This window comes from Streptomyces herbicida (assembly GCF_032656585.1).
In the GTDB taxonomy this organism is placed as follows: domain Bacteria; phylum Actinomycetota; class Actinomycetes; order Streptomycetales; family Streptomycetaceae; genus Streptomyces; species Streptomyces herbicida.
Genome location: NZ_JAUYWJ010000009.1, coordinates 267197 through 289515 on the forward strand (window position 1 = coordinate 267197; position 22319 = coordinate 289515).

Here is a 22319-nt window from a genome sequence, read left to right on the forward strand (position 1 = left end):
GGTTCCCCTCCTCACATCCGGAAGACGCCGAACTGGGGGTCACCCAGGGGCGCGTTGGCACAGGCGGTCAGGGCGAGGCCCAGCACCTGACGGGTCTCCAGCGGGTCGATCACGCCGTCGTCCCAGAGCCGGGCCGTGGCGTAGTAGGCATTGCCCTGCCGCTCGTACTGCGCGCGGATCGGTGCCTTGAAGGTCTCCTCGTCCTCCGCGGGCCACTCCTCACCCCGCGCCTCCAGCTGGTCCCGCTTGACGGTCGCGAGGACGGAGGCGGCCTGCTCGCCGCCCATGACGGAGATCTTGGCGTTGGGCCACATCCACAGGAAACGGGGGGAGTAGGCCCGGCCGCACATCGAGTAGTTCCCCGCGCCGTACGAACCGCCGACCACCACCGTCAGCTTCGGCACGCGTGTGCAGGCGACCGCCGTCACCATCTTGGCGCCGTGCTTGGCGATGCCGCCGGCCTCGTAGTCCTTGCCGACCATGAAGCCGGAGATGTTCTGCAGGAACACCAGCGGGATTCCGCGCTGGTCGCACAGCTCGATGAAGTGGGCGCCCTTCTGGGCCGACTCGGAGAACAGGATGCCGTTGTTGGCGACGATCCCGACCGGGTGGCCGTGGATCCGGGCGAACCCGGTGATGAGGGTCTGCCCGAACTCGGACTTGAACTCCGCGAAACAGGAGCCGTCGACCACACGCGCGATGATCTCGCGTACGTCGTAGGGGGTGCGGGAGTCGACCGGTACCGCCCCGTACAGCCCGTACGGGTCGACCTTGGGCTCGACCGCCGCGGTGACCTCCCAGGGGAGCGCCCCGCGCGCGGGCAGCGTGGCGACGATGTTGCGCACGATCCGCAGCGCGTGGGCGTCGTCCTCGGCGAGGTGGTCGGTGACACCGGAGATCCGGGAGTGCACCTCGCCGCCGCCCAGCTCTTCGGCGGTCACGACCTCACCGGTGGCGGCCTTCACCAGCGGGGGCCCGCCCAGGAAGATCGTCCCCTGGTTGCGGACGATCACGGCCTCGTCGCTCATCGCCGGGACGTACGCGCCACCGGCTGTGCAGGACCCGAGGACGGCGGCGATCTGGGGGATGCCCGCGCCGGACATCCGGGCCTGGTTGTAGAAGATCCGCCCGAAGTGCTCGCGGTCCGGGAACACCTCGTCCTGCATGGGCAGGAAGGCGCCGCCGGAGTCGACGAGGTAGACACAGGGGAGGCGGTTCTCCAGGGCCACCTCCTGCGCGCGCAGATGCTTCTTCACCGTCATCGGGTAGTACGTCCCGCCCTTGACGGTGGCGTCGTTGGCGACGACCACGCACTCGCGCCCGCTGACCCGCCCGATCCCGGCGATGACGCCGGCGGCCGGGGCCTGGCCGTCGTACATCCCGTCGGCCGCGAGCGGCGCCAGCTCCAGGAACGGCGAGCCCGGGTCCAGCAGCGTGTCCACGCGGTCGCGCGGCAGCAGCTTGCCGCGCGCGGTGTGCCGGGCGCGCGCCTTCTCGCCGCCGCCGAGCGCCGCCGCGGCCAGCTTGCCGCGCAGCTCCCCGACGAGTGCGAGGTGGGCTTCCTCGTTGGCCCGCCAGGCCTCCGACGCGGGATCTGCCGCGCTCGTCAGCTCCGGTGCCTCTTGCATCCTGCGGTCCCCTCACCCAGCGATCGACTGTTAATGAGCGTTAACCATTTCCTTCAGGTTAACGACCGCTAACCTCCCTGTCTAGAATTGCCTGCATGGTCACCAGAACCGACGCCCCCACCCGCCGTGAGCAGATCCTCAAGGAGGCCGCTCGGCTCTTCGCCGAGCGCGGCTTCCACGGCGTCGGAGTCGACGAGATAGGGGCCGCGGTCGGTATCAGCGGCCCCGGTCTCTACCGGCACTTCGCGGGCAAGGACGCGATGCTCGCAGAGCTTCTGGTCGGGATCAGCGGTCAGCTGCTGACCGGGGCGAAGCGGCGCCTGGCGGAGGCCGACGGCGCGGCCGGTCCCTCGGCGGTCCTCGACTCCCTCATCGAGGGCCACATCGACTTCGCCCTCGACGACCGCCCCCTGATCACCCTGCACGACCGGGAGCTGGACCGCCTCCGGGACAGCGACCGCAAGCTGGTGCGCCAGCTCCAGCGGCAGTACGTCGAGCTGTGGGTGGAGGTCGTGCGGGAGGTGTACCCGGGCCTGGCGGAGCCGTCGGCCCGGTCGGCGGTGCACTCGGTCTTCGGCCTCCTGAACTCCACCCCCCACCTCGGCCGCGCCGGCTCCCTGCCCGGCCGCGGCGCCACGGCGGAACTGCTGCACCGGATGGCCCGGGGGGCGTTCGCGGCGGCGGAGGCAGCCGACTGAGCCGGGGGCGGGTCGGTGCTGGTTTGTCTCAGTACGCTGGGGGCATGGGCATGGACTACGCCAAGATGCGCGCGATCGCCGAGGAACTCGGGGCCTACGCCGAGCAGCTCGAAGGGACCTGGAGCGTGGAGATCGGGCCGTCGGGTCCGATACTGGCCATGATGTGCCCCTCGAAGCGGCACGAGGGCACGATCCGCCGCATCTGCAAGCAGCTGGACGAGCAGCTTCTTGTGACGCACCCCGGGTACATCTGCGCGAGTGGCCCCGAGATCGAACACCCCGCGATCGGCCGCATGCGCCTCCCCGACGCGGTCGTGATCCCCGAGGCGGTCCTCGACGAGGAGGGCGTCGCCGTCGATGCGACGCAGGTGCTGGCGGTCGTCGAGATCGTCTCGCCCTCCAACCCGAACAACGACTACATCGACAAGCTGTCGGACTACCCGGCCATGGGCATCGCCCACTACCTGATCGTCGATCCCCGCACCGGCACGATCGAGGTGCACTCCGATCCGTGCAAGGGCCGTTACGCCCGCAAGGACGCGTACATCTTCGGCGACTCGGTGCCGTTCGGTCCCTGGATCGTGGACACCTCCGCATTCCGCCGCTACGGCAAGGCCGGGGACTGACCCGAACGGGTGGGGAAGGTCACCCTGGACGTATGAACGTACTCGCCGGTATCTTGGAGTCTGAGCAAGCGCTTAGACATACCGAAGTACGTGGAGGTGGCGGAGTGCGCCGTACGCTGTTCAACGAGGATCACGAGGCGTTCCGGGAGACCATCCGCGCCTTCATCGAGGCCGAGGTCGTACCCGTGTACGACGAGTGGCTCGCCGCCGGCCAGGCGCCCCGCGACTTCTACTACAAGCTTGCCGAGCTCGGCGTCTTCGGCATCCGTGTCGACGAGGAGTTCGGCGGCGCCGGCATCGACTCGTACAAGTTCGAGGCCGTCCTGTACGAGGAGACCGCCCGCGCCGGAATCACCTTCGGCGGCTCCGGCGTGCACGTGCTGCTCGGCCTGCCGTACATCAAGCTGCTCGCCAGCGACGAGCAGAAGAAGCGCTTCCTGCCGAAGTTCGTCTCCGGCGAGGAGATGTGGGCCATCGCGATGACCGAGCCGGGCACCGGCTCCGACCTCGCGGGCATGCGGACCACCGCCAAGCTCTCCGAGGACGGCACGCACTACGTCCTCAACGGCGCCAAGACCTTCATCACCGGCGGTGTGCACGCCGACCGAATGATCGTCTGCGCCCGCACCGCCGCGCCCACCGCCGAGGACCGCCGCCACGGCATCTCCCTCTTCGTCGTGGACACCAAGGCCGAGGGTTACTCCATCGGCCGCAAGCTCGACAAGCTGGGCCTGAAGACCTCCGACACCGCCGAGCTGGCGTTCGTCGACGTCAAGGTCCCGGTCGAGGACCTCCTCGGCGAGGAGAACAAGGGCTTCTACTACCTCGGCCACAACCTCGCCTCCGAGCGCTGGGGCATCGCCTACGGCGCCTACGCGCAGGCCAAGGCCGCCATCCGGTTCGCCAAGGACTACGTCCAGCAGCGCACCGTCTTCGGCCAGACCGTCGCGTCCTTCCAGAACACCAAGTTCGAGCTGGCCGCCTGCCAGGCCGAGGTCGACGCGGCCGAGGCCGTCGCCGACCGCGCGACGGAGGCCCTCGACGCCGGTGAGCTGACCCCGGCCGAGGCCGCCTCCGCCAAGCTCTTCTGCACCGAGGTCGCCCACCGCGTGATCGACCGCTGCCTCCAGCTGCACGGCGGCTACGGCTTCATGAACGAGTACCCGATCGCCCGCCTGTACGCGGACAACCGCGTCAACCGCATCTACGGCGGCACCAGCGAGATCATGAAGTCGATCATCGCCAAGGACATGGGCCTGTAAGGCCCAGGACATCACTGGCCGGTACAACCGTCTCCCATGAGCCAGGCACTCCAGGAGCTCCTCGATCTGCTCGACCTCGAGCAGATCGAGGAGAACATCTTCCGCGGCCAGTCCCGGTCCGCCGTCGTCCCGCGGGTCTTCGGCGGACAGGTCGCGGCCCAGGCGCTCGTCGCCGCCGGGCGCACGGTACCGGCCGACCGGCTCGCCCACTCGCTGCACGCGTACTTCCTGCGCATCGGCGACCCGGGCGCGCCCATCGTCTACAACGTCGAGCGCATCCGCGACGGCCGCTCCTTCACCACCCGCCGGGTGGTCGCCATCCAGCACGGCAGGCCGATCTTCGCCCTGTCCGCGTCCTTCCAGACGTACGAGGACGGCCTCGAACACCAGGCCCCCATGCCGTCCGCACCCGCCCCGGAGACGCTGCCCACCTCCCAGGAACGGCTGCGCGGCTACGACCACCTCGACCGCACGATCGTCGAGAGGTTCCTGGAGGCGCGCGAGGCGGTCGATCTGCGCTATGTCGACGAGCCGCCGTACGGGAAGTTCGGCGAGCCGCGCGAGCCGCACTCCCAGGTGTGGTTCCGCACCAACGGCAAGCTCGACGACGACCCTCTGCTGCACGTCGTGCTCGCCACGTATGTCTCCGACATGACGCTGCTCGACTCGGTGCTGCTCGCGCACGGTCGCGGCGGCTGGGCCGTGGGTGACGTCGTGGGCGCCTCGCTGGACCATGCGATGTGGTTCCACCGGCCGTTCCGCGCCGACGAGTGGCTGCTGTACGACCAGGAGTCGCCGTCCGCGCACGGCGGTCGGGGGCTCGGGCAGGCCCGTATATACACCCAGGACGGACAGCTCGCGATCTCGGTCATCCAGGAGGGCGTGGTCCGGGTCCCACGTTAGAAGTCCGTAAGAGGGTGTTCTGACCGGTATTTCCCAACTGGCCGATATGTGAATGCTGTACTAGGCTCTTTGGTTGAAAGCCGCATAACAAACACTGCATGACCGGCCGACCCGGTCCCGAAACCGCGGGACCAGGGCCGCGGGCCCAACAGGCGCAACCGTGCGCGGCCCGGCGGCGTCGGCGGTCGGCTACGTGTCTCTCCTGAATACGCGGTGACACCTGAGACCGCGCCGCACTTCCCCTTTGCGGCAGCGGCCATCAATCTCGCGCTCCCCTGCGGGAGTTGCGAGAGGCGATGGAACGAAAGGTATTTCCCATGCGAGCACAACGCGCGAGGCGTCTTCTTGCGGTGTCCTCCGCCGGTCTGCTGATGGCCGGTGGTGCCGCGCTCGGCGCGGCGGGCACGGCATCGGCGTCCGCCCCGTCCCATGAGCACAGCAGCTACAGCAACGACTGCGGCGACTGGTGGGGCGGCAACTGCGACCACGGCGACCACGGCTTCGGCGGTGACCGCGGCGATCACAACGGTGACCGCGGCGATCACGGCGGTGACCGCGGTGATCACGGCGGTAACGGTGGTGACCACGGTGGCAACAGTGGTGACCACGGCGGTAACGGTGGTGACCACGGCGGTAACGGCGGCGGCAACGGAGGTGGCAACGGCGGCCGCTGAGGATTCGGTTCCGAACGCACACAGAGCACGACGTGCGGCTCCGAGGAGGGAGCCGCACGTCGCGGTGCGTCAGGAGAACGAGCCGTGAGCCGTCGTCAAACGCCTTGCGTCAAACCCGCTTCCGCCAGCAGATACGCCGTCATGGGGTCGTAGTACCGCGGGCTGACCACATGGTCGTCGAGCGGCACCGCCACCTGCAGGGTGCCCTCCGACTCGGCCAGGAACAGGGCAGGGTCGTTGCAGTCGGCGTAACCGACGGAGTCGACGCCGGCCTGACCGGCGTACCCGGCCCAGCCGTGGTCCGCGACGACCAGGTCGGGCAGCGGGCGGCCCTCGCGCTCAAGTCCCGTGAGAATGGCCCGCATCGGCTCACCGGAGTGGGTGTGCCACAGCGTGGCGCCGTGCTCGAGCACCGCCACGTCCGCGAACTGCATGACGTAACCCTCCTCCGTCTGCAGCCCGTCGGGGATGACCACGATCTCGCAGCCGGCGGTGCGCAGCGCGGCGGCCGTGGCGCGGTGCACGTCCAGCAGGCCGCCCGGGTGGCCGGTGGCGAACAGCACCCGCTGCTGCCCGTCGGCCGCCTTGCGCAACCGTCCCGCCAGCCGTTCCACGGCGTCGACGGTGAGTTCGGGGTCGATCGTGTCCTGTCCGTAGCGGTATTCGGGGTCGTCGTTCACCCCGACCCGCTCCGCCATCACCGCGAGCACGTCCTGCTCGTCCCGCCAGCGGTCCCCGAGTTCCAGCCCGAACCAGAAGTTGCGCTCGCCGTTCGCCAGCCTGCGGTAGTGGTTCAGGTTGTTCTCGCGAGGGGTGGCTACGTCGCCCGCGATACGGGTCCTCACAAGGTGGTCGACGAGCTCGGCGCGGCTGGGTGTCCCGGGTATCGGCATGCTCCCATTGTGGGGCAGCGCGCTGTGCGATTTCCCTGCGTATGGCGCGCTGGGACGTGGGTCACTCACAGGTGTTTCAACGCGAACCAGAGCTCCATGCGCACATCGGGATCGTCGAGATCCGCGTCAAGAAGCGTGGCACAGCGGGCGATCCGCTGCCGCACGGTGTTGCGGTGCACCGCGAGCGCCACCGCCGTGCGGTCCCAACTGCCGTGCAGGGAGAGCCAGGCGCGCAGGGTGTCGGTGAGCGCCGGGTTGGCCGCGATCGGGGCGAGCACGGCACGGGCGTGCGCCGCGGCCTCCGCGCCGGGGACCAGGTCGTCGAGTCCGGGGCGGTCGCCGTGCCGGACCAGCGCGGTGCGGGTGGCACGGGCGCGGGCCAGGGCGCGGGCCGCCCGGGTGTCGGCCGACCGCCACTCGTGCGGGGCGACGGCGGCGCTGACGCCGAGGGTCCAGCCGGGCTGCGGGGCCGGTTCGCGGTCGGCCGGCACGAGGACCCGTACGACGTCATGGGCGAGGTCGACCAGCGGTGACCCCAAAGCTGCGCCCAGCGCCGAGGCGGCCACCGCGTCCGGCACCTGCGCATCCGGCCGCGCGTGCACGACGAGCCACCGTTCGCCCCCCACCAGCGGGGCCACGTCCTCGGGCGGCGCCCCCAGCAGCAGCCGTACGAGCGCCGAGGACCGTGCCGCGCCGGCCCCGCTCTGATGCTCCCCGGTCAGCAGGGAGAGCAGGACGGCGGCCACGGAGGCGATGGTGTGGTCGCCGGGTTCGCGATGGGCGGTGGCCACTGCGAGGACGAAGCCCTGTCCGGTGCCGAGCGCGTAGGCGGCGAGGTGGGTGCCTGCGGCGGTGTCGGCGGCCGAGGTGGGTGCCTGTGCCCGGGTGGGCCGTACCACCCCCGCCAGCGCCTCCAGGGCCTCCCGCACCTCGTCCTCGGGCGCCCGGCCCGCCGCCGCGATCCGGGTGCCGTCCGGCCCGTACAGCACCGCCCAGCCGCCCAGCCGCTGGGCCAGCTGGCGCAGGACCGAGGGCACCGGGTCGGGGCGGGAGGCGGCCGCGGCCAGGCTCTGCTGGGCCTCGGTCGTGCGGCGGAGCTCGGCCAGCCGGGCCTGGGCCATGAGCTGCCAGACCGCGCGGGCCACACCCGAGAACGTGGTCTGCGGCGGGACCTCCAGCAGGGGCAGCTCGTAGGCGTCGCAGGCGGCCACCAGGGCGCGCGGCACCGTGTCGTGGACCGGGGCGAGGCCGAAGCCGAGGGCCGCGCCGCCCGCCGCCACGATCCGGGAGACGTAGCCGTCGAAGTAGTCCCCCAAGCTCTCGACGTCGCTCGAGCTGGGGGGACCCCCGTCCGAGCCCGCCGCCGGGACGTGCACGCCCGCCGTCAGCAGCAGCTCACCGCCCAGCAGATACGGGTACGGGTCGGCCATCTCCGAGGTGTGCGCCCAGTGGATCACGATGCCCTCGGCCGGGGGTCCGGCGATCTGCCGCAGGGCCAGGTCCTCGCGGGCCAGCAGGGCCGCCAGCGGGACCGGTGGGGTGGGTGGGACCGCTGGTGCGTGTGTGTCCGGCATGGTGTGCGTTCCCTCCATCCCGTACCGCTCGAATGGATGAAACGTACACTTCGCAGTCTCTTTCCGGCCACCTAGTGTCAAGTCCAGACCGGCAGCCGCGGGTACGGGCGGATGTCCCCGCGATCCGCTGCCGATGTCCCTGTTCTCAGGAACCCCCCACGTAACTGCACGACACGCCACCGGAATGTGCGCGAAGGAGGGCCCCACATGGCCGTCGACTACACAGTGATCGTCGTCTATCTGGCCGGCATGCTGGCTATGGGCTGGTGGGGCATGCGCCGCGCCAGGTCCAAGAGCGAGTTCCTGGTGGCCGGGCGCCGCCTCGGGCCCGCCATGTACTCAGGCACCATGGCGGCGATCGTCCTCGGCGGCGCCTCCACCATCGGCGGCGTGGGCCTCGGCTACAAGTACGGCCTCTCCGGCGCCTGGATGGTCTTCACCATCGGCCTCGGCCTGCTGGCCCTCTCCGTCTTCTTCTCCGCCCGCATAGCCCGCCTCAAGGTCTACACCGTCTCCGAGATGCTGGACCTGCGCTACGGCGGCCGGGCCGGCGTCATCTCCGGGGTGGTCATGTGGGCGTACACCCTGATGCTCGCGGTGACCTCGACCATCGCGTACGCCACGATCTTCGACGTCCTGTTCGACATGAACCGCACCGTCGCGATCATCCTCGGCGGCTCGATCGTCGTCGCGTACTCCACGCTCGGCGGCATGTGGTCGATCACGCTCACCGACATGGTGCAGTTCGTGGTCAAGACGATCGGTGTGCTGCTCCTGCTCCTGCCGATCGCGGTCGTCAAGGCGGGCGGCTTCTCCGCGATGAAGGCCAAGCTGCCCACCGAGTACTTCGACCCGCTGGGCATCGGCGGCGAGACGATCTTCACCTATGTGCTCATCTACACCTTCGGCATGCTCATCGGCCAGGACATCTGGCAGCGCGTCTTCACCGCCCGCAGCGACCGGACGGCCAAGTGGGGCGGCACGGTCGCCGGCACCTACTGTCTGGTGTACGCCCTGGCCGGCGCCGTCATCGGCACGGCCGCCCGGGTCCTGTACCCCAAGCTCGGCAGCGCCGACGACGCCTTCGCCACGATCGTCAAGGACGAGCTTCCCGTCGGCGTCCGCGGCCTCGTGCTGGCCGCCGCGCTGGCCGCCGTGATGTCCACGTCCTCCGGCGCCCTGATCGCCTGCGCCACCGTCGCCAACAACGACATCTGGTCCCGGCTGCGCGGTGCCGTGCGCCGCACGGAGGACGCTCACGACGAGGTCAGGGGCAACCGCGCGTTCATCCTGCTCATGGGCCTCGCCGTGATCGGCACGGCCATCGCCCTCAACAACGTCGTCGAGGCGCTGACCGTCGCCTACAACCTGCTCGTCGGCGGACTGCTCGTCCCGATCCTCGGCGGTCTGATGTGGAAGCGCGGCACCGTCCAGGGCGCCCTCGCCGCCGTGATCGTCGGCGGCCTCGCGGTGATCGGTCTGATGGCCGGATACGGCATCCTCGCCAATGAGCCCGTCTACTACGGCCTGCTGTCCTCCCTCGTCGCCTACGTCGCCGTCTCCCTGGCGACGAAGCCCACCGACGCGGCCGTCCTCGCCACCTGGCGCGAGCGGCTGGCCGGGCGGTCCCCTGAACTCGTGTCCGAACCGGTCCCGGCTCACCAGTAGAGTCGTATGACAAGCAGCACATGCGCGACCAAGCGCAAGAAAGAAGGCATTTCAGCATGAGCAGCAACGAGACGCCCCGCGGCCCCGTCGATTCCTCCCGCATCCCGCGGTACGCGGGTCCCGCGACCTTCGCCCGGCTGCCCCGCCTCGACGAGGTCGGCACCGCCGACGTCGCCGTCGTGGGTGTGCCGTTCGACTCCGGCGTCTCGTACCGGCCGGGCGCCCGCTTCGGCGGCAACGCCATCCGTGAGGCGTCCCGGCTGCTGCGCCCCTACAACCCGGCGCAGGACGCCTCCCCCTTCGCCCTCGCCCAGGTCGCGGACGGCGGCGACATCGCCGTGAACCCGTTCAACATCAACGAGGCCGTGGACACCATCGAGGCGGCGGCGGACGAGCTGCTCGGTACGGGCGCCCGCCTGATGACCCTCGGCGGCGACCACACCATCGCCCTCCCGCTGCTGCGCTCGGTCGCCAAGAAGCACGGCCCGGTCGCCCTGCTCCACTTCGACGCCCACCTCGACACCTGGGACACCTACTTCGGCGCCGAGTACACGCACGGCACCCCGTTCCGCCGCGCGGTGGAGGAGGGCATCCTCGACACCGAAGCGCTCTCCCACGTCGGTACCCGCGGCCCGCTGTACGGCAAGCAGGACCTGACCGACGACGAGAAGATGGGCTTCGGCATCGTCACCTCCGCGGACATCTACCGCCGCGGCGCCGACGAGGTCGCCGACCAGCTGCGCCAGCGCATCGGCGACCGTCCGCTGTACATCTCCATCGACATCGACTGCCTCGACCCGGCGCACGCGCCCGGCACCGGCACCCCCGAGGCCGGCGGCATGACCTCCCGCGAGCTCCTCGAGATCCTGCGCGGGCTGGCGTCGTGCAACCTGGTGTCGGCGGACGTCGTCGAGGTGGCCCCCGCGTACGACCATGCGGAGATCACGTCGGTGGCCGCCTCGCACACCGCGTACGAACTGACCACCATCATGAGCCGCCAGATCGCGGCGGCCCGCACCTCCTGATTCCCGAGGAGACCGAGACCAAGTGACCCACGACCACGACCTGGTGCTCCGCCCGACGCCCGCGCAGACGGAGGCCGCGCTGAACCCTCCCCCCGGCCGCAACGGCGGAGACCTGGTCGTGGAGACCCTGGCCGGGCTGGGCGCGACGACCGTCTTCGGTCTGCCCGGCCAGCACGCCCTCGGCATGTTCGACGCACTGCGCCGCTCGGAGCTGCGCTATGTGGGCCTGCGCGTGGAGAACAACGCGGGCTTCGCCGCGGACGCCTACGGCCGGATCACCGGCGAGGCCGCGCCGCTGCTGCTGTCGACCGGCCCGGGAGCCCTCACCTCCCTGGCCGCGCTCCAGGAGGCGGCGGCGGCCAGCGCGCCCGTCCTGGCCATCAGCAGCCAGATCCCCACCGCGGGACTGGGCGGCGGCCGGCACGGCTTTCTGCACGAACTCCCCGACCAGGCGGCCTCGTTCCGGGGCGTGGTCAAGTCGGTCCACACGGTCCGCACCCAGTCCCAGATCCCGTCCGCCGTCGCGGCGGCCTGGAAGTCGGCGCTGACGGCCCCGCACGGACCGGTGTGGGTGGAGATCCCGCAGGACGTGCTGCTCGCACCGACCTCGCTGCCGGTGGTGACGGCGCTCGACGCGACCCCGGACGAGCTGGCTCCGCGCCCCGAACTCACCGCCGTGGCAGCCGACTTCCTGTCGCGTGCGGCCCGTCCGGCGATCATCGCCGGCGGGGGAGCGGTACGGGCGGACGCCTCCGGCAAGCTGAGGCGGCTCGCCGAACTGCTCGACGCCCCGGTCGTCACCACTTTCGGCGGCAAGGGCGCCTTTCCCTGGACCCACCCGCTGTCCCTCCAGTCCTGGCTGGAGGACCGCCACACCACCGACTTCCTGGAGGACGCCGACGTGCTCCTCGTCGTCGGCTCGGGCCTCGGCGAACTCTCCTCCAACTACCACACGTTCAAGCCCCGCGGCCGAGTGATCCAGATCGAGGCGGACCTCGGCAAACTGGAGTCCAACCACCCGGCGCTGGGCATCCACGCGGACGCCCGACTCGCCCTGCAGGCGCTGCTGGAGACGGTGCGGGAGCGCACGGACCCGACGGCGCCGGAGCGCGTACGTGACCTGCTCTCCCGTGTCTCGCAGCGCATCGCCGCCCAGGAACTGACCCTGGAGCAGGATGTGTTGGCGTCGGTTCGCAGGGCGCTGCCCGCCGACTCCCCGTCCTTCTGGGACATGACGATCCTGGCGTACTGGGCGTGGTCGGCCTTCGACCCGCGCCACACGAATCTGATGCACTCCGCGCAGGGCGCCGGCGGCCTCGGCTACGGCTTCCCCGCGGCGCTGGGCGCGGCCGCCGCCGACCCGACCCGCCCGGTGCTGGCGGTGTCCGGCGACGGCGGCGCGCTGTACTCGATCGCCGAACTGGCGACGGCCCGCCAGTACGACCTGAATGTCACCTGGCTGATCGTCGACGACGGCGGCTACGGCATCCTGCGCGAATACATGACCGACACCTTCGGGCAGGCGACGGCGACGGAACTGACCCGCCCGGACTATGTGGCACTCGCCGAGTCCTTCGGTGTCCCGGGAATCCGTACGAGCCCCGAGACACTGGAGGAGGACCTGGCGAAGGCCCTGGCGTCTCCCGGCCCGTCGGTGGTCGTGCTCCCGGCGGTGCTGCGGATGTTCGCGCCGACGCACCTGGGCTGAACGGACGCCGTATCAGCAGGCGCCCGGCCCCACACCGTCGATACGGCCGCCGAAGTCGCCGTAGTACTGGGAGCGCCAGTCACCGTTGAACACGTCCCGCTTCTCGACCGGGTCCCAGTTGATGAAGCAGGCACGGGTGCTCGCGACGAAGGATCCGACGTTGTCGTGGAGATTGGGCGGCATGTCGCGGTAACCGCTGCGTGCCGTCCACTCCCAGTAGTCGCCGCCGAAGCCCTCACCGCTCCAGAAGCACACGGATCCGTCCGGGCAGGAAGGGGCGGCGGCCTCGGCGGAGGCGGCCCGCGCGGGCACGGCGAAGGTGGCCAGGACGAGGGCGAAGGCGGCGGCGAAGGACCAGGAGCGAATCTTCACGAGGCTCTCCAGAAAAGGAAGTTGGGTCGCCTCGGCGGGTCGGCCGAGGCGAGTCCCATGGTCCCGGCGGCGGGTGGCGACATGCCCGGGATGAAGATCGACATCACTGGTGTGGGCGAACTAGTACGTCAAGCGAACCAGAAGAAGATCGTGTCGGTCGTCTGCCCGAGCTTCCGCGCCGTCTCCCACCCCTTCGCCTCGAACCGCATGATCTCCGCGAACTGCCGTGTGGTGTCCCGGAATTCGGGGTCGAGGCGGTCCAGTACGGCCCCGTACGACTCGGCCAGTGCCCCGGCGCGCGGTGTGGGCAGCACCCCGATCTGCGGAAAGGCGTCGCCGGGATGCGGCAGTCGCAGCGGCGGCCCGCTGAACAGGAAGGAACCCGGCAGAAGGTCGGCCGGGACCCCGTGCCGGGCCAGTTCGTCGTCCAGGACGTAGAACCACGAGGGCCGGGACCACACGCCGAGATCGGTGGTGTGGGAGAAGTGGCAGGCGACGGTCTCGTGGAAGGCGTAGGTGTAGGCGGGCCCCATGTCCGCGCTGGGCGCCCCCTCGATGAGCTCCTCCAGCGCCTGCCCGACGGACACCTCGAGATCGATGCCCTGCTCCCGCAACCGCGCGTCGGCCCTCGCACACCGGTCCCGCACGACCCCGAGCCGACGCTCCTGCTCCGCCGATCGCTCCAGCGAGGTGAGCAGCCTCACCACGCTCCGCATGTCCCCGGTACTCATCTCCAGGCAGTGGCCCACGCTTTCCTCCCCGTTCGCCGGACTTCAAGATCCATGATCCGCGGGGGAGGGCCAGGGGGCGTGGGCGGGGTGCCGGTGAGGCCGTGTGCGTCAGCCGACGTCCGCCGGGTCCAGGCGGTAGAGCATCGATGAAGTCGAGCCTGCGGACGAGGAGTTGGCGGGAGTGCTCTTGCCGTACGCGCTCTCCTTCACCGCCGTCCCGTGCTTCTTCACCCATGACGTCACCGCAGAGCCGACACTGCTGCTGCCCCCGCCGGGGCCGCCGCCCATGCCGGCGCCGCCGAGCTGGATGTAGTGCAGCTCGCCCTTCTTCACCAGCTCCTTCAGCTTGGCGACGGTCATCGCGTTGTCGGTGCCGGTGAAGCCCCACATGGAGATGACGGACACCTTGCTGCTCAGTTCGATCTGGGCCGCGCTCTGCGAATCGGACACCGCGAGCAGCCACTTGGCGCCGTCCCGGTGCTTCCTCAGGTACGAGATCAGCTCGCTGTCGGCCCCGCCCATGCCGCCGCCGGGCCTTCCGCCCGCGCCCGGACCCGAACCGGTGCCGCCCGGGGGTGTGCCGCCCAGCCGGCCGTCGCCGCCGGGAGCCTGGCCGTTCTGCCCGCCCGGAGCCCCGGGCAACTCGCCGTTCCCGCCGCCGGGCATCATCTCGCCGCCGCCGGGGAAGCCGCCGCCCGCCCGGCCGCCCTGCGGGGCGCCGCCCGGCATCTCGCCGGTGCCGGTGCCAGGGCCGCCCTTCCCGCCGCCGGGGAAGCCGCCCCGGTTGCCCCGTCCGCCCGGCCCGCCGCCGAAGCCGCTGCCCGTCGACGGCCCCGCCGTCGGGTTCGTACCGCCCATGCCGCCACCGCCCGAACCCATCGGCACCGACCAGGCGTACGCGGCCGGGCCCGCCAGCGCCGCGACCACCGCCGCGGCCACGGAAGCCGCCTGCAGCCGCACCCGGTCGCCGCGCCGGAAGGCCAACAGACCCGCGATCGCCACCGCCATGACCACACCGATCACCGGCCACAGCCAGGTGTTCCAGCCGGAGGCCCGGCGCAGCAGCACGATCGCCCAGATGCCGGTGACGGAGAGGGCGGCCGGCAGCACCCACGCCCAGCGCCTGTCCTCGCGCAGTGCGCGCAGCAGCAGCACGCCGCCGCCCCCGCACAGCGCCGCGACGCCCGGGGCGAGCGCGGTCGTGTAGTACGGGTGCATGGTGCCCTCGGCCATGCTGAACGTCAGGAAGTGCAGCGCGGTCCAGCCGCCCCACAGCACCAGCGCGGCGCGCGTGAGGTCGGTGCGCGGGGCGCGGCCGCACAGGACCAGGCCGGCGACGAGCGCGACCGCCGAGAAGGGCAGCAGCCAGGAGATCTGGCCGCCGAGGATGTCGTTGAACATCCGGCCGAGGCCCGCCGGTCCGGAGAAGCCGCCGCCTCCGCCACCGCGGCCCCCGCCGTTCCCCTCTCCGCCGAGGACCCGGCCGAGGCCGTTGTAGCCCGTGATCAGGTCCCAGGCGGTGCCGTCCGTGGAGCCGCCGATGTACGGCCGTTCGGAGGCCGGGACGAGCGAGACCGCCGCCGCCCACCAGAAGCTGGAGACGGCCAGGACCACGGCCGCGATCGCCAGGTTGGCCATCCGCCTCATCAACGGAAGGCGTGTCGCGTAGAGATAGACCGCGAAGACGGCGGGCAGCGCGATGTAGCCCTGCAGCATCTTCGTGTTGAACGCGAGGCCGAAGCAGGCCGCCGAGCCGAGCAGCGGCAGCAGCCGGCCGCCCGTCACCGCCCGCAGGGCGAGGGCCGCGCCCCCGACCATCAGCAGGACCAGCAGTGTGTCCGGGTTGTTGTCGCGGTTGATGGCCACCGTGATCGGGGTCAGCGCGAGGACCAGCGCGGCCAGCGCCGCGGCGCCGTGGCCCCACACCCGCTTCACCGACGAGTGCAGGATCCAGATCGTCGCCAGCGCGGCCACGATCATCGGCGCCATCATCTGCCAGGTCCCGAAGCCGAAGACACGGCAGGACAGGCCCATGACCATCAGCGCGAGGGGCGGCTTGTCGACGGTGAGGAAGTTTCCCGCGTCCAGCGAGCCGAAGAACCACGCCTTCCAGCTCTCTGTGCCGCTCAGCACGGCCGCGCTGTAGAAGCTGTTGAGGCCGGAGCCGGAGAGGTTCCAGGAGTAGAGCGCCGCCGCCAGGATCATGATTCCGATCAGCGCGGGGAGCGACCAGCGCGGTGCCGCGTCCGGCGGCGCCGTCGGCGGGGCCGGCGACGGCGGATCGGGGGTCACGGTCGGGTGGGGGTGAGGGTCGGTGGCAGAAGTCACAGGGCGCATCGTGCACAGCGGGGGTGGGTGAGCGCTGTGCCAAACCTGGCGACTTCCTGTGAAAACGCTCAGGGTGGGGTAACGGCTTGCAAAGGCTTTGCCCAACGACAAGATCCGCACGTACAACCATTCGGGTGAATGTGTGAGTCAACACGGGTATGACTCACCGGACATCCAGACGCGCCAGAGCGCTGGCGGCCGCCGTCGGCGCCGCGGTGCTCATACCGGGCATCGCCGCAGCCACGCCTGCCGCCGCGGCGGCGCCCGCGGTCAGCTGCACCTCCGCCAAGGCGGGCCTGGCCGACAAGCTGAAGAAGGACATCACGGCGGCGCTCGCGAACCGCAGGGGCACGGTCGCGGTCGGCCTGTACGACCGCTCCACCAAAACCACCTGCACCCTTCGGCCCACCACCGCGTACGACTCGGCCAGCACGGTCAAGGTCACCGTCCTCGCCACGCTGCTGTGGGACGCGAAGAAGCACAACCGGTATCTGACGAGCACCGAGCAGTCGCTCGCCACGGCCATGATCACCAAGTCGGACAACGACGCGACCAGCAAGCTGTGGAAGCAGCTGGGCATGACGAAGATCAAGGGCTTCCTGGCCGCCGCCGGCATGACGCAGACCACGCCGGGGGCCGACGGCTACTGGGGCCTGACCCGGGAGAACGTCACCGACGAGCAGAAGCTGCTCAAGCTCATCACCGCCAAGAACACCGTGCTGAGCGACAACTCCCGTGCCTACATTCTGAAGTTGATGGGCCAGGTCATCTCGTCGCAGCGCTGGGGCACGCCCGCCGGTGCGCCCTCCTCGGTGGCCGTGCACGTCAAGAACGGCTGGCTGCAGCGGTCCACGCACGGCTGGCGGGTGCACAGCCTGGGCACCTTCAACGGCGCCGGCCACGACTACATGATCACGGTGCTGACACAGGACAACAGCACCATGGACTACGGCGTCACCACCATCCAGAACGTCGCCAAGGCGATCCACAAGGACCTGGTGCCGACGACGTCCGCCGCCACGCGCTACACCCCGACGAGCGCGCCGAGCGAGGCGTTCGTGGCGGTGCCGCCGCAGGGCTGACGCTTCACGAGGCGGTCTCCTGCCCGTCATCGGGCCGCCCTACGGTGACGCCCATGCGCCTGAGAACCGTACTCGCCACCCTCACCGCCGGCCTGGCGGCGGCCACTTGTGTGTCCGCCGCCGGGTCCGCCGGCGCCGATTCCGTTGCGGACAACGCCTGTTCGCCCTCCGTCTCCATCGACCGTTTCTCCGACGCGCTCGACAAGACGACGTACCACGGCACCTTCGTCGGCAACTTCTCCGCCCTCGCCGTGGACGGCGACGGCTCCCTGGCCGCGCTGGAGGACCGCTCGTCCCACCTCGGCCTGGACCCGAAGACCCTCCAGCCGACCTCGGCCGTCCACCTGGCCGACGAGAAGGGCGCCGACCTCGACTCCGAGGGGCTCGTCATCGACATCCCCCACTCTCGGCTTCGCTCGAGCGGGGGGACCCCCGTCAGCACCCTGCTGATCACCTCCGAGACAGAGCCCTCCGTCCGCCGCTACTCCCGCGACGGGAAGATCCTCGACCGCCTCCCGGTCCCGGCCTCCCTCCAGGTCGCCCCGGCCGGCCGCGCCACGGGCAACCAGACCTTCGAGGGCCTGACCCTGCTGCCCGGGGGCCGCACCCTGCTCGCGTCCATGGAGTACGCGATCTCCGGGGACTCCGCCGGCATCGTCCGCTTCCAGACCTGGAAGCGTCACCACGGCCGCTTCGAGCTCGCCGCCCAGTACGCCTACCGCACCGACGCGGGCCTCGGCGTCCCCGAGGTCCAGGCCACCCCCGACGGCCGTCTCCTCGTCCTGGAGCGCGGCTTCACCGCGGGCGTCGGCAACACCGTCCGCCTCTACCGGGCCGACCTCCGCCACGCCACGGACACCAGCGGCATCGAGAACCTGACGGGGCAGCCGGACGTTCACCTGATCAAGAAGACCCTGCTCACGGACATCGCCACCTGTCCGTCCCTGGGCGCCACGGCCAAGCAGCCCCAGCCGAACCCCCTGCTGGACAACATCGAGGGCATGACGATCACGGGACGTGACCGCACCGGCCGTCTGAAGGTCCTGCTGGTCAGCGACGACAACCAGAACGCCGCACAGACGACGCGGTTCTACTACCTGCGGGTAAGGACAACTCCCTAGGGGCCGCGGGCTGTATCGATGTGCGGCTCCGCCGCGTGGGCGCGACCAGCCACAACGGCGCCGCACCGGGAAAACGGCCGAACCCAGTGCAGCGATTTGTTGCGGAGGGATGAAATCCGCTTCCGTATGCGTTGGTGCTTTCCGGGACATCACCATCAACGGAGGGCACCGGCGTGGCAGCGCAGCAGGGGGAGAAACAGGGCTGGGCACGGAGACTGGTGGGCTATGCCTGGCGCTACCCGAAGGACGTGATCCTCGCCCTCGGCTCCTCGCTGGCCGGTATGGCCGTCATGGCGCTGGTCCCACTGATCACCAAGGTGATCATCGACGATGTGATCGGCGACCACAGCCGTTCCATGGCCCCCTGGGCCGGCGCCCTGATCGGCGCCGCCGTCCTCGTCTACGTCTCCGCCTACATCCGCCGCTACTACGGCGGCCGCCTCGCCCTCGACGTCCAGCACGATCTGCGGACCGAGATGTACGGCACGATCACCCGCCTCGACGGCCGCCGCCAGGACGAGCTGTCCACCGGCCAGGTGGTGGGCCGCGCCACCAGCGACCTCCAGCTGATCCAGGGCCTGCTCTTCATGCTGCCGATGACCATCGGCAACGTCCTGCTGTTCCTGATCTCCCTGGTGATCATGGCCTGGCTGTCGCTCCCGCTGACCCTGGTCGCGCTCGCCGTGGCGCCCGCGCTGGGCTGGATAGCCCGGCGCAGCCGCACCCGCCTCCACCCCGCCACCTGGTACGCCCAGGCCCAGGCCGCCGCCGTCGCGGGCGTGGTCGACGGCGCCGTCAGCGGCGTACGCGTGGTGAAGGGCTTCGGGCAGGAGGACCAGGAGACCGGGAAGCTGCGGGAGGTCGGCCGCCGCCTCTTCGCCGGGCGGCTGCGCACCATCCGGCTGAACAGCAGGTTCACCCCCGCCCTCCAGGCCGTCCCCGCGCTCGGCCAGGTCGCGATGCTGGCGCTGGGCGGCTGGCTCGCCGTGCGCGGGCACATCACCCTCGGTACCTTCGTCGCCTTCTCCACCTATCTCGCCCAGCTCGTCGGCCCGGTCCGGATGCTCGCCGTGGTCCTCACGGTCGGCCAGCAGGCCCGTGCGGGCACGGAGCGCGTCCTGGAGCTCATCGACACCGAGCCGACGATCAAGGAGGGCACCAAGGCCCTCCCCACGGACGCGCCCGCGACGGTCGAGTTCGACGACGTGTCCTTCGGGTACGGCGACGCCCCCGGCAGAACCAGCCCGGTGCTCGAAGGGCTCAGCTTCGAGATCCGCCCCGGCGAGACCCTCGCGGTCGTCGGCTCCTCCGGCTCCGGCAAGTCCACGGTCTCCCTCCTCCTCCCGCGCTTCTACGACGTCACCCACGGCGCCGTCCTGGTCGGCGGCCACGATGTGCGCGAGCTGACCCTCGACTCCCTCAGGGCCGCGATCGGCCTGGTCCCCGAGGACTCCTTCCTCTTCTCGGACAGCGTGCGCAACAACATCGCGTACGGCCGCCCCGAGGCGACGCAGGAAGAGATCGAGAAAGCCGCCCGCGCCGCCCAGGCGGACCGTTTCATCGCCGAGCTGCCCGACGGCTACGACACCAAGGTCGGCGAGCACGGCCTCACCCTCTCCGGCGGCCAGCGCCAGCGCGTCGCGCTCGCCCGCGCGATCCTGACCGACCCGCGCCTGCTGGTCCTCGACGACGCGACCTCCGCCGTGGACGCCCGCGTGGAGCACGAGATCCACGAGGCCCTCAAGCAGGTCATGGAGGGCCGCACGACCCTCCTGATCGCCCACCGCCGCTCCACCCTCAACCTCGCCGACCGCATCGCCGTCCTCGACGGCGGCCGCCTGGCCGACATCGGCACCCACGAGGAACTGCAGGAACGATCCGCCCTCTATCGCCGACTGCTCACCGACCCCGACGAGCTGGGCGGCGTCTCCCCGGGCCACGCCGAGCCCGCCCTGCCGCGCGAGGACACCACCGTCCGCGAGGAGTTGGACGCCGAGTTCGACGCCGAACGCGGAGTGACCCCCCACCTGTGGACCGGCGACCGTGAGCCCAGGGATCAGGCGCTGGCCGACTCCCCGGCCACCCCCGAACTCCTCACCCTGGTGGAGGCGCTGCCCCCGGCGACCGACACCCCCGACGTCGACGAGGCGACGGCGGTCCGGCCGGAGGACTCCTACGGGCTGACCCGGCTGCTCCGCGGCTTCGGCCCGCCCCTGCTCGCCGGCCTGCTGCTGGTCGCCGTGGACGCCGGCATGGGCCTGCTGCTGCCGATCCTGATCCGGCACGGCATCGACCAGGGCGTCACCCGGCTCGCCCTGGGCGCGGTCTGGTCGGCTTCCCTGCTCGCCCTGCTCGCCGTACTCGTCCAGTGGACGGCCCAGATCGGCGAGACACGGATCACCGGACGCACCGGCGAACGCGTCCTCTACGCCCTCCGTCTCAAGATCTTCGCCCAGCTCCAGCGCCTCGGCCTCGACTACTACGAGCGCGAGCTGACCGGCCGGATCATGACCCGGATGACGACGGACGTCGACGCGCTGTCGACGTTCCTGCAGACCGGTCTGGTCACGGCGTTCGTCTCGGTCGTCACCTTCTTCGGCATCATGGGCGTCCTGCTGGTGCTCGACGTACAGCTGGCGCTGGTCGTCTTCGCGACCCTGCCCCCGCTGATCGTCGCCACCTTCTTCTTCCGCCGGGCGAGCGTGAAGGCGTACGAACTCGCCCGCGAACGCGTGTCGTTGGTCAACGCCGACCTCCAGGAGTCCGTCTCCGGGCTGCGGATCGTGCAGGCCTTCCGGCGCGAGCGGGACGGCGGACGGCGGTTCGCGGAGCGCAGCGACGCCTACCGGCGCGCCCGTATCCGCGGTCAGTGGCTGATATCCGTCTACTTCCCCTTCGTCCAGCTGCTGTCGTCGGTGGCGGCCGCCGCCGTCCTCATCGCGGGCGCCGGCCGGATCGAGGCGGCGACGCTCACCACGGGCGCGCTGGTCGCCTATCTGCTCTACATCGACCTCTTCTTCGCCCCCGTCCAGCAGCTCTCCCAGGTCTTCGACGGCTACCAGCAGGCCACCGTCTCCCTGGGCCGCATCCAGGAGCTGCTCCGGGAGCCGACCTCCACCAGGCCCGCCGACGAGCCGCTCGAAGTCCGCTCGCTCAGCGGCGAGATCGCCTTCGAGGACGTGCGCTTCGCGTACGGCACCGACGAAGAGGCGCTCAGCGGCATCGAGTTGACGATCCCGGCCGGTCAGACCGTCGCCTTCGTCGGCGAGACGGGGGCGGGCAAGTCGACCCTGGTCAAGCTGGTGGCGCGGTTCTACGACCCGACGGGCGGCCGGGTGACGGTCGACGGCACGGATCTGCGGGCGCTCGACCTCACGTCGTACCGCCACCGCCTGGGCGTCGTCCCGCAGGAGGCGTACCTCTTCCAGGGCACCGTGCGCGACGCCATCGCCTACGGCCGGCCCGACGCCACCGATGCCCAGGTCGAGGCGGCGGCACGGGCGGTCGGCGCCCATGACATGATCGCCACGCTCGAGGGCGGCTATCTCCACGAGGTCGCCGAGCGCGGCCGCAACCTCTCGGCGGGCCAGCGCCAGCTGATCGCACTCGCCCGCGCCGAACTGGTCGACCCGGACGTCCTGCTCCTCGACGAGGCGACGGCGGCCCTGGACCTGGCCACGGAAGCCTTGGTCAACCAGGCCACGGATCGCCTCGCCGGCCGTCGGACGACACTGGTCGTCGCCCACCGCCTCACCACCGCCGCCCGTGCGGACCGCGTCGTGGTGATGGACCACGGGCAAGTGGTGGAGGACGGCACCCACGAGGAGCTGCTGGCGCTGGACGGCCGGTACGCCTTGCTGTGGCGCACTTTCGTGGGCCAGTCCGAACCGGAGGAGCCGGTGGGCGTGTCCCGCTGACGGCCGCCGGTGGACGTGCAGTTCTGACGATCGTGCAACCATCCGACATATGTCGTGCGTCCGTACATCAGTACGTTCATCGATGGTGCTTGACTGCGGTACGGGAGGG

The 22319-nt window shown here is 70.9% G+C and carries 17 protein-coding genes; 11 read left to right on the plus strand and 6 right to left on the minus strand.

Annotated features, from left to right (window positions below):
* Window positions 1-11: 11 nt before the first annotated feature.
* The gene (locus Q8A52_RS20795; RefSeq protein ID WP_316754168.1) at window positions 12-1628 is read right to left on the minus strand and encodes a carboxyl transferase domain-containing protein; all 1617 of its coding nucleotides are present in this window, start codon (window positions 1626-1628) and stop codon (window positions 12-14) included.
* A gap of 95 nt (window positions 1629-1723) precedes the next feature.
* Between Q8A52_RS20795 and Q8A52_RS20800 the strand changes: the two genes are divergently transcribed.
* From Q8A52_RS20800 to Q8A52_RS20820, 5 genes are all read left to right on the plus strand, one after another.
* Window positions 1724-2326 carry an SACE_7040 family transcriptional regulator gene (locus Q8A52_RS20800; RefSeq protein ID WP_316754169.1) on the plus strand — a complete coding sequence of 201 codons (603 nt, stop codon included), beginning with the start codon at window positions 1724-1726 and terminating at the stop codon, window positions 2324-2326.
* A gap of 50 nt (window positions 2327-2376) precedes the next feature.
* Entirely contained in the window at window positions 2377-2952 is a 576-nt protein-coding gene (locus Q8A52_RS20805; protein WP_316754264.1) for a Uma2 family endonuclease, read from the plus strand.
* 104 nt (window positions 2953-3056) lie between these two features.
* A complete protein-coding gene (locus Q8A52_RS20810) occupies window positions 3057-4214 on the plus strand; it encodes an acyl-CoA dehydrogenase family protein (RefSeq protein WP_316754170.1) in 1158 nt (385 codons plus the stop codon).
* 36 nt (window positions 4215-4250) lie between these two features.
* Complete coding sequence (gene tesB, locus Q8A52_RS20815) at window positions 4251-5117, plus strand: acyl-CoA thioesterase II (protein WP_316754171.1); 867 nt, start codon at window positions 4251-4253, stop codon at window positions 5115-5117.
* A 317-nt stretch (window positions 5118-5434) separates the two neighbouring features.
* Window positions 5435-5791: a hypothetical protein gene (locus tag Q8A52_RS20820; RefSeq protein ID WP_316754172.1), complete on the plus strand. Its 357-nt coding sequence runs from the start codon at window positions 5435-5437 to the stop codon at window positions 5789-5791.
* Window positions 5792-5886: 95 nt separating this feature from the next.
* On the opposite strand, the gene Q8A52_RS20825 is transcribed toward Q8A52_RS20820, so the two are convergent.
* Both Q8A52_RS20825 and Q8A52_RS20830 read right to left on the minus strand, forming a co-directional pair.
* Complete coding sequence (locus Q8A52_RS20825; protein ID WP_316754173.1) at window positions 5887-6684, minus strand: phosphatase; 798 nt, start codon at window positions 6682-6684, stop codon at window positions 5887-5889.
* Window positions 6685-6749: 65 nt separating this feature from the next.
* The gene (locus Q8A52_RS20830) at window positions 6750-8258 is read right to left on the minus strand and encodes a PucR family transcriptional regulator (RefSeq protein WP_316754174.1); all 1509 of its coding nucleotides are present in this window, start codon (window positions 8256-8258) and stop codon (window positions 6750-6752) included.
* Window positions 8259-8465: 207 nt separating this feature from the next.
* On the opposite strand from Q8A52_RS20830, the gene Q8A52_RS20835 reads away from it, so the two are divergent.
* Genes Q8A52_RS20835 through Q8A52_RS20845 form a run of 3 tightly spaced genes read left to right on the plus strand, consistent with a single transcriptional unit; the run spans window position 8466 to window position 12659 of the window.
* Window positions 8466-9926 (plus strand): sodium:solute symporter, encoded by a 1461-nt coding sequence (locus tag Q8A52_RS20835; RefSeq protein ID WP_316754175.1) that lies wholly within the window; start codon window positions 8466-8468, stop codon window positions 9924-9926.
* 56 nt (window positions 9927-9982) lie between these two features.
* Complete coding sequence (speB, locus tag Q8A52_RS20840) at window positions 9983-10951, plus strand: agmatinase (protein ID WP_316754176.1); 969 nt, start codon at window positions 9983-9985, stop codon at window positions 10949-10951.
* A gap of 22 nt (window positions 10952-10973) precedes the next feature.
* Window positions 10974-12659, plus strand: a complete 1686-nt coding sequence (locus Q8A52_RS20845; protein ID WP_316754177.1) for a thiamine pyrophosphate-binding protein — start codon at window positions 10974-10976, stop codon at window positions 12657-12659.
* A gap of 12 nt (window positions 12660-12671) precedes the next feature.
* Here Q8A52_RS20845 and Q8A52_RS20850 read toward each other — a convergent pair whose 3' ends face one another.
* The 3 genes from Q8A52_RS20850 to Q8A52_RS20860 all read right to left on the minus strand — a co-directional run bounded on the left by Q8A52_RS20850 (window position 12672) and on the right by Q8A52_RS20860 (window position 16090).
* Entirely contained in the window at window positions 12672-13031 is a 360-nt protein-coding gene (locus tag Q8A52_RS20850) for a peptidase inhibitor family I36 protein (protein WP_316754178.1), read from the minus strand.
* A 128-nt stretch (window positions 13032-13159) separates the two neighbouring features.
* Window positions 13160-13762, minus strand: a complete 603-nt coding sequence (locus Q8A52_RS20855; protein WP_316754179.1) for a DUF7691 family protein — start codon at window positions 13760-13762, stop codon at window positions 13160-13162.
* A gap of 108 nt (window positions 13763-13870) precedes the next feature.
* The gene (locus Q8A52_RS20860; protein ID WP_316754180.1) at window positions 13871-16090 is read right to left on the minus strand and encodes an ArnT family glycosyltransferase; all 2220 of its coding nucleotides are present in this window, start codon (window positions 16088-16090) and stop codon (window positions 13871-13873) included.
* A gap of 158 nt (window positions 16091-16248) precedes the next feature.
* Here Q8A52_RS20860 and Q8A52_RS20865 point away from each other — a divergent pair, with 158 nt between their 5' ends.
* From Q8A52_RS20865 to Q8A52_RS20875, 3 genes are all read left to right on the plus strand, one after another.
* Window positions 16249-17172, plus strand: coding sequence for a serine hydrolase (locus tag Q8A52_RS20865; protein ID WP_316754181.1), 924 nt, complete (start codon window positions 16249-16251; stop codon window positions 17170-17172).
* A gap of 53 nt (window positions 17173-17225) precedes the next feature.
* Complete coding sequence (locus tag Q8A52_RS20870) at window positions 17226-18293, plus strand: esterase-like activity of phytase family protein (protein WP_316754182.1); 1068 nt, start codon at window positions 17226-17228, stop codon at window positions 18291-18293.
* Window positions 18294-18466: 173 nt separating this feature from the next.
* Window positions 18467-22210 (plus strand): ABC transporter ATP-binding protein, encoded by a 3744-nt coding sequence (locus tag Q8A52_RS20875; protein WP_316754183.1) that lies wholly within the window; start codon window positions 18467-18469, stop codon window positions 22208-22210.
* Window positions 22211-22319 lie beyond the last annotated feature (109 nt).

Excerpts from the sequence above, each read along its gene's own strand:
- Q8A52_RS20825 (WP_316754173.1), bottom strand. The coding sequence starts at position 6,684 with ATGCCGATACCCGGGACACCCAGCCGCGCCGAGCTCGTCGACCACCTT.
- Q8A52_RS20830 (WP_316754174.1), bottom strand. The coding sequence starts at position 8,258 with ATGCCGGACACACACGCACCAGCGGTCCCACCCACCCCACCGGTCCCG.
- Q8A52_RS20865 (WP_316754181.1), top strand. The coding sequence starts at position 16,249 with ATGACTCACCGGACATCCAGACGCGCCAGAGCGCTGGCGGCCGCCGTC.
- Q8A52_RS20795 (WP_316754168.1), bottom strand. The coding sequence starts at position 1,628 with ATGCAAGAGGCACCGGAGCTGACGAGCGCGGCAGATCCCGCGTCGGAG.
- Q8A52_RS20800 (WP_316754169.1), top strand. The coding sequence starts at position 1,724 with ATGGTCACCAGAACCGACGCCCCCACCCGCCGTGAGCAGATCCTCAAG.
- tesB (WP_316754171.1), top strand. The coding sequence starts at position 4,251 with ATGAGCCAGGCACTCCAGGAGCTCCTCGATCTGCTCGACCTCGAGCAG.
- speB (WP_316754176.1), top strand. The coding sequence starts at position 9,983 with ATGAGCAGCAACGAGACGCCCCGCGGCCCCGTCGATTCCTCCCGCATC.
- Q8A52_RS20805 (WP_316754264.1), top strand. The coding sequence starts at position 2,377 with ATGGACTACGCCAAGATGCGCGCGATCGCCGAGGAACTCGGGGCCTAC.
- Q8A52_RS20870 (WP_316754182.1), top strand. The coding sequence starts at position 17,226 with ATGCGCCTGAGAACCGTACTCGCCACCCTCACCGCCGGCCTGGCGGCG.
- Q8A52_RS20835 (WP_316754175.1), top strand. The coding sequence starts at position 8,466 with ATGGCCGTCGACTACACAGTGATCGTCGTCTATCTGGCCGGCATGCTG.
- Q8A52_RS20855 (WP_316754179.1), bottom strand. The coding sequence starts at position 13,762 with ATGAGTACCGGGGACATGCGGAGCGTGGTGAGGCTGCTCACCTCGCTG.
- Q8A52_RS20820 (WP_316754172.1), top strand. The coding sequence starts at position 5,435 with ATGCGAGCACAACGCGCGAGGCGTCTTCTTGCGGTGTCCTCCGCCGGT.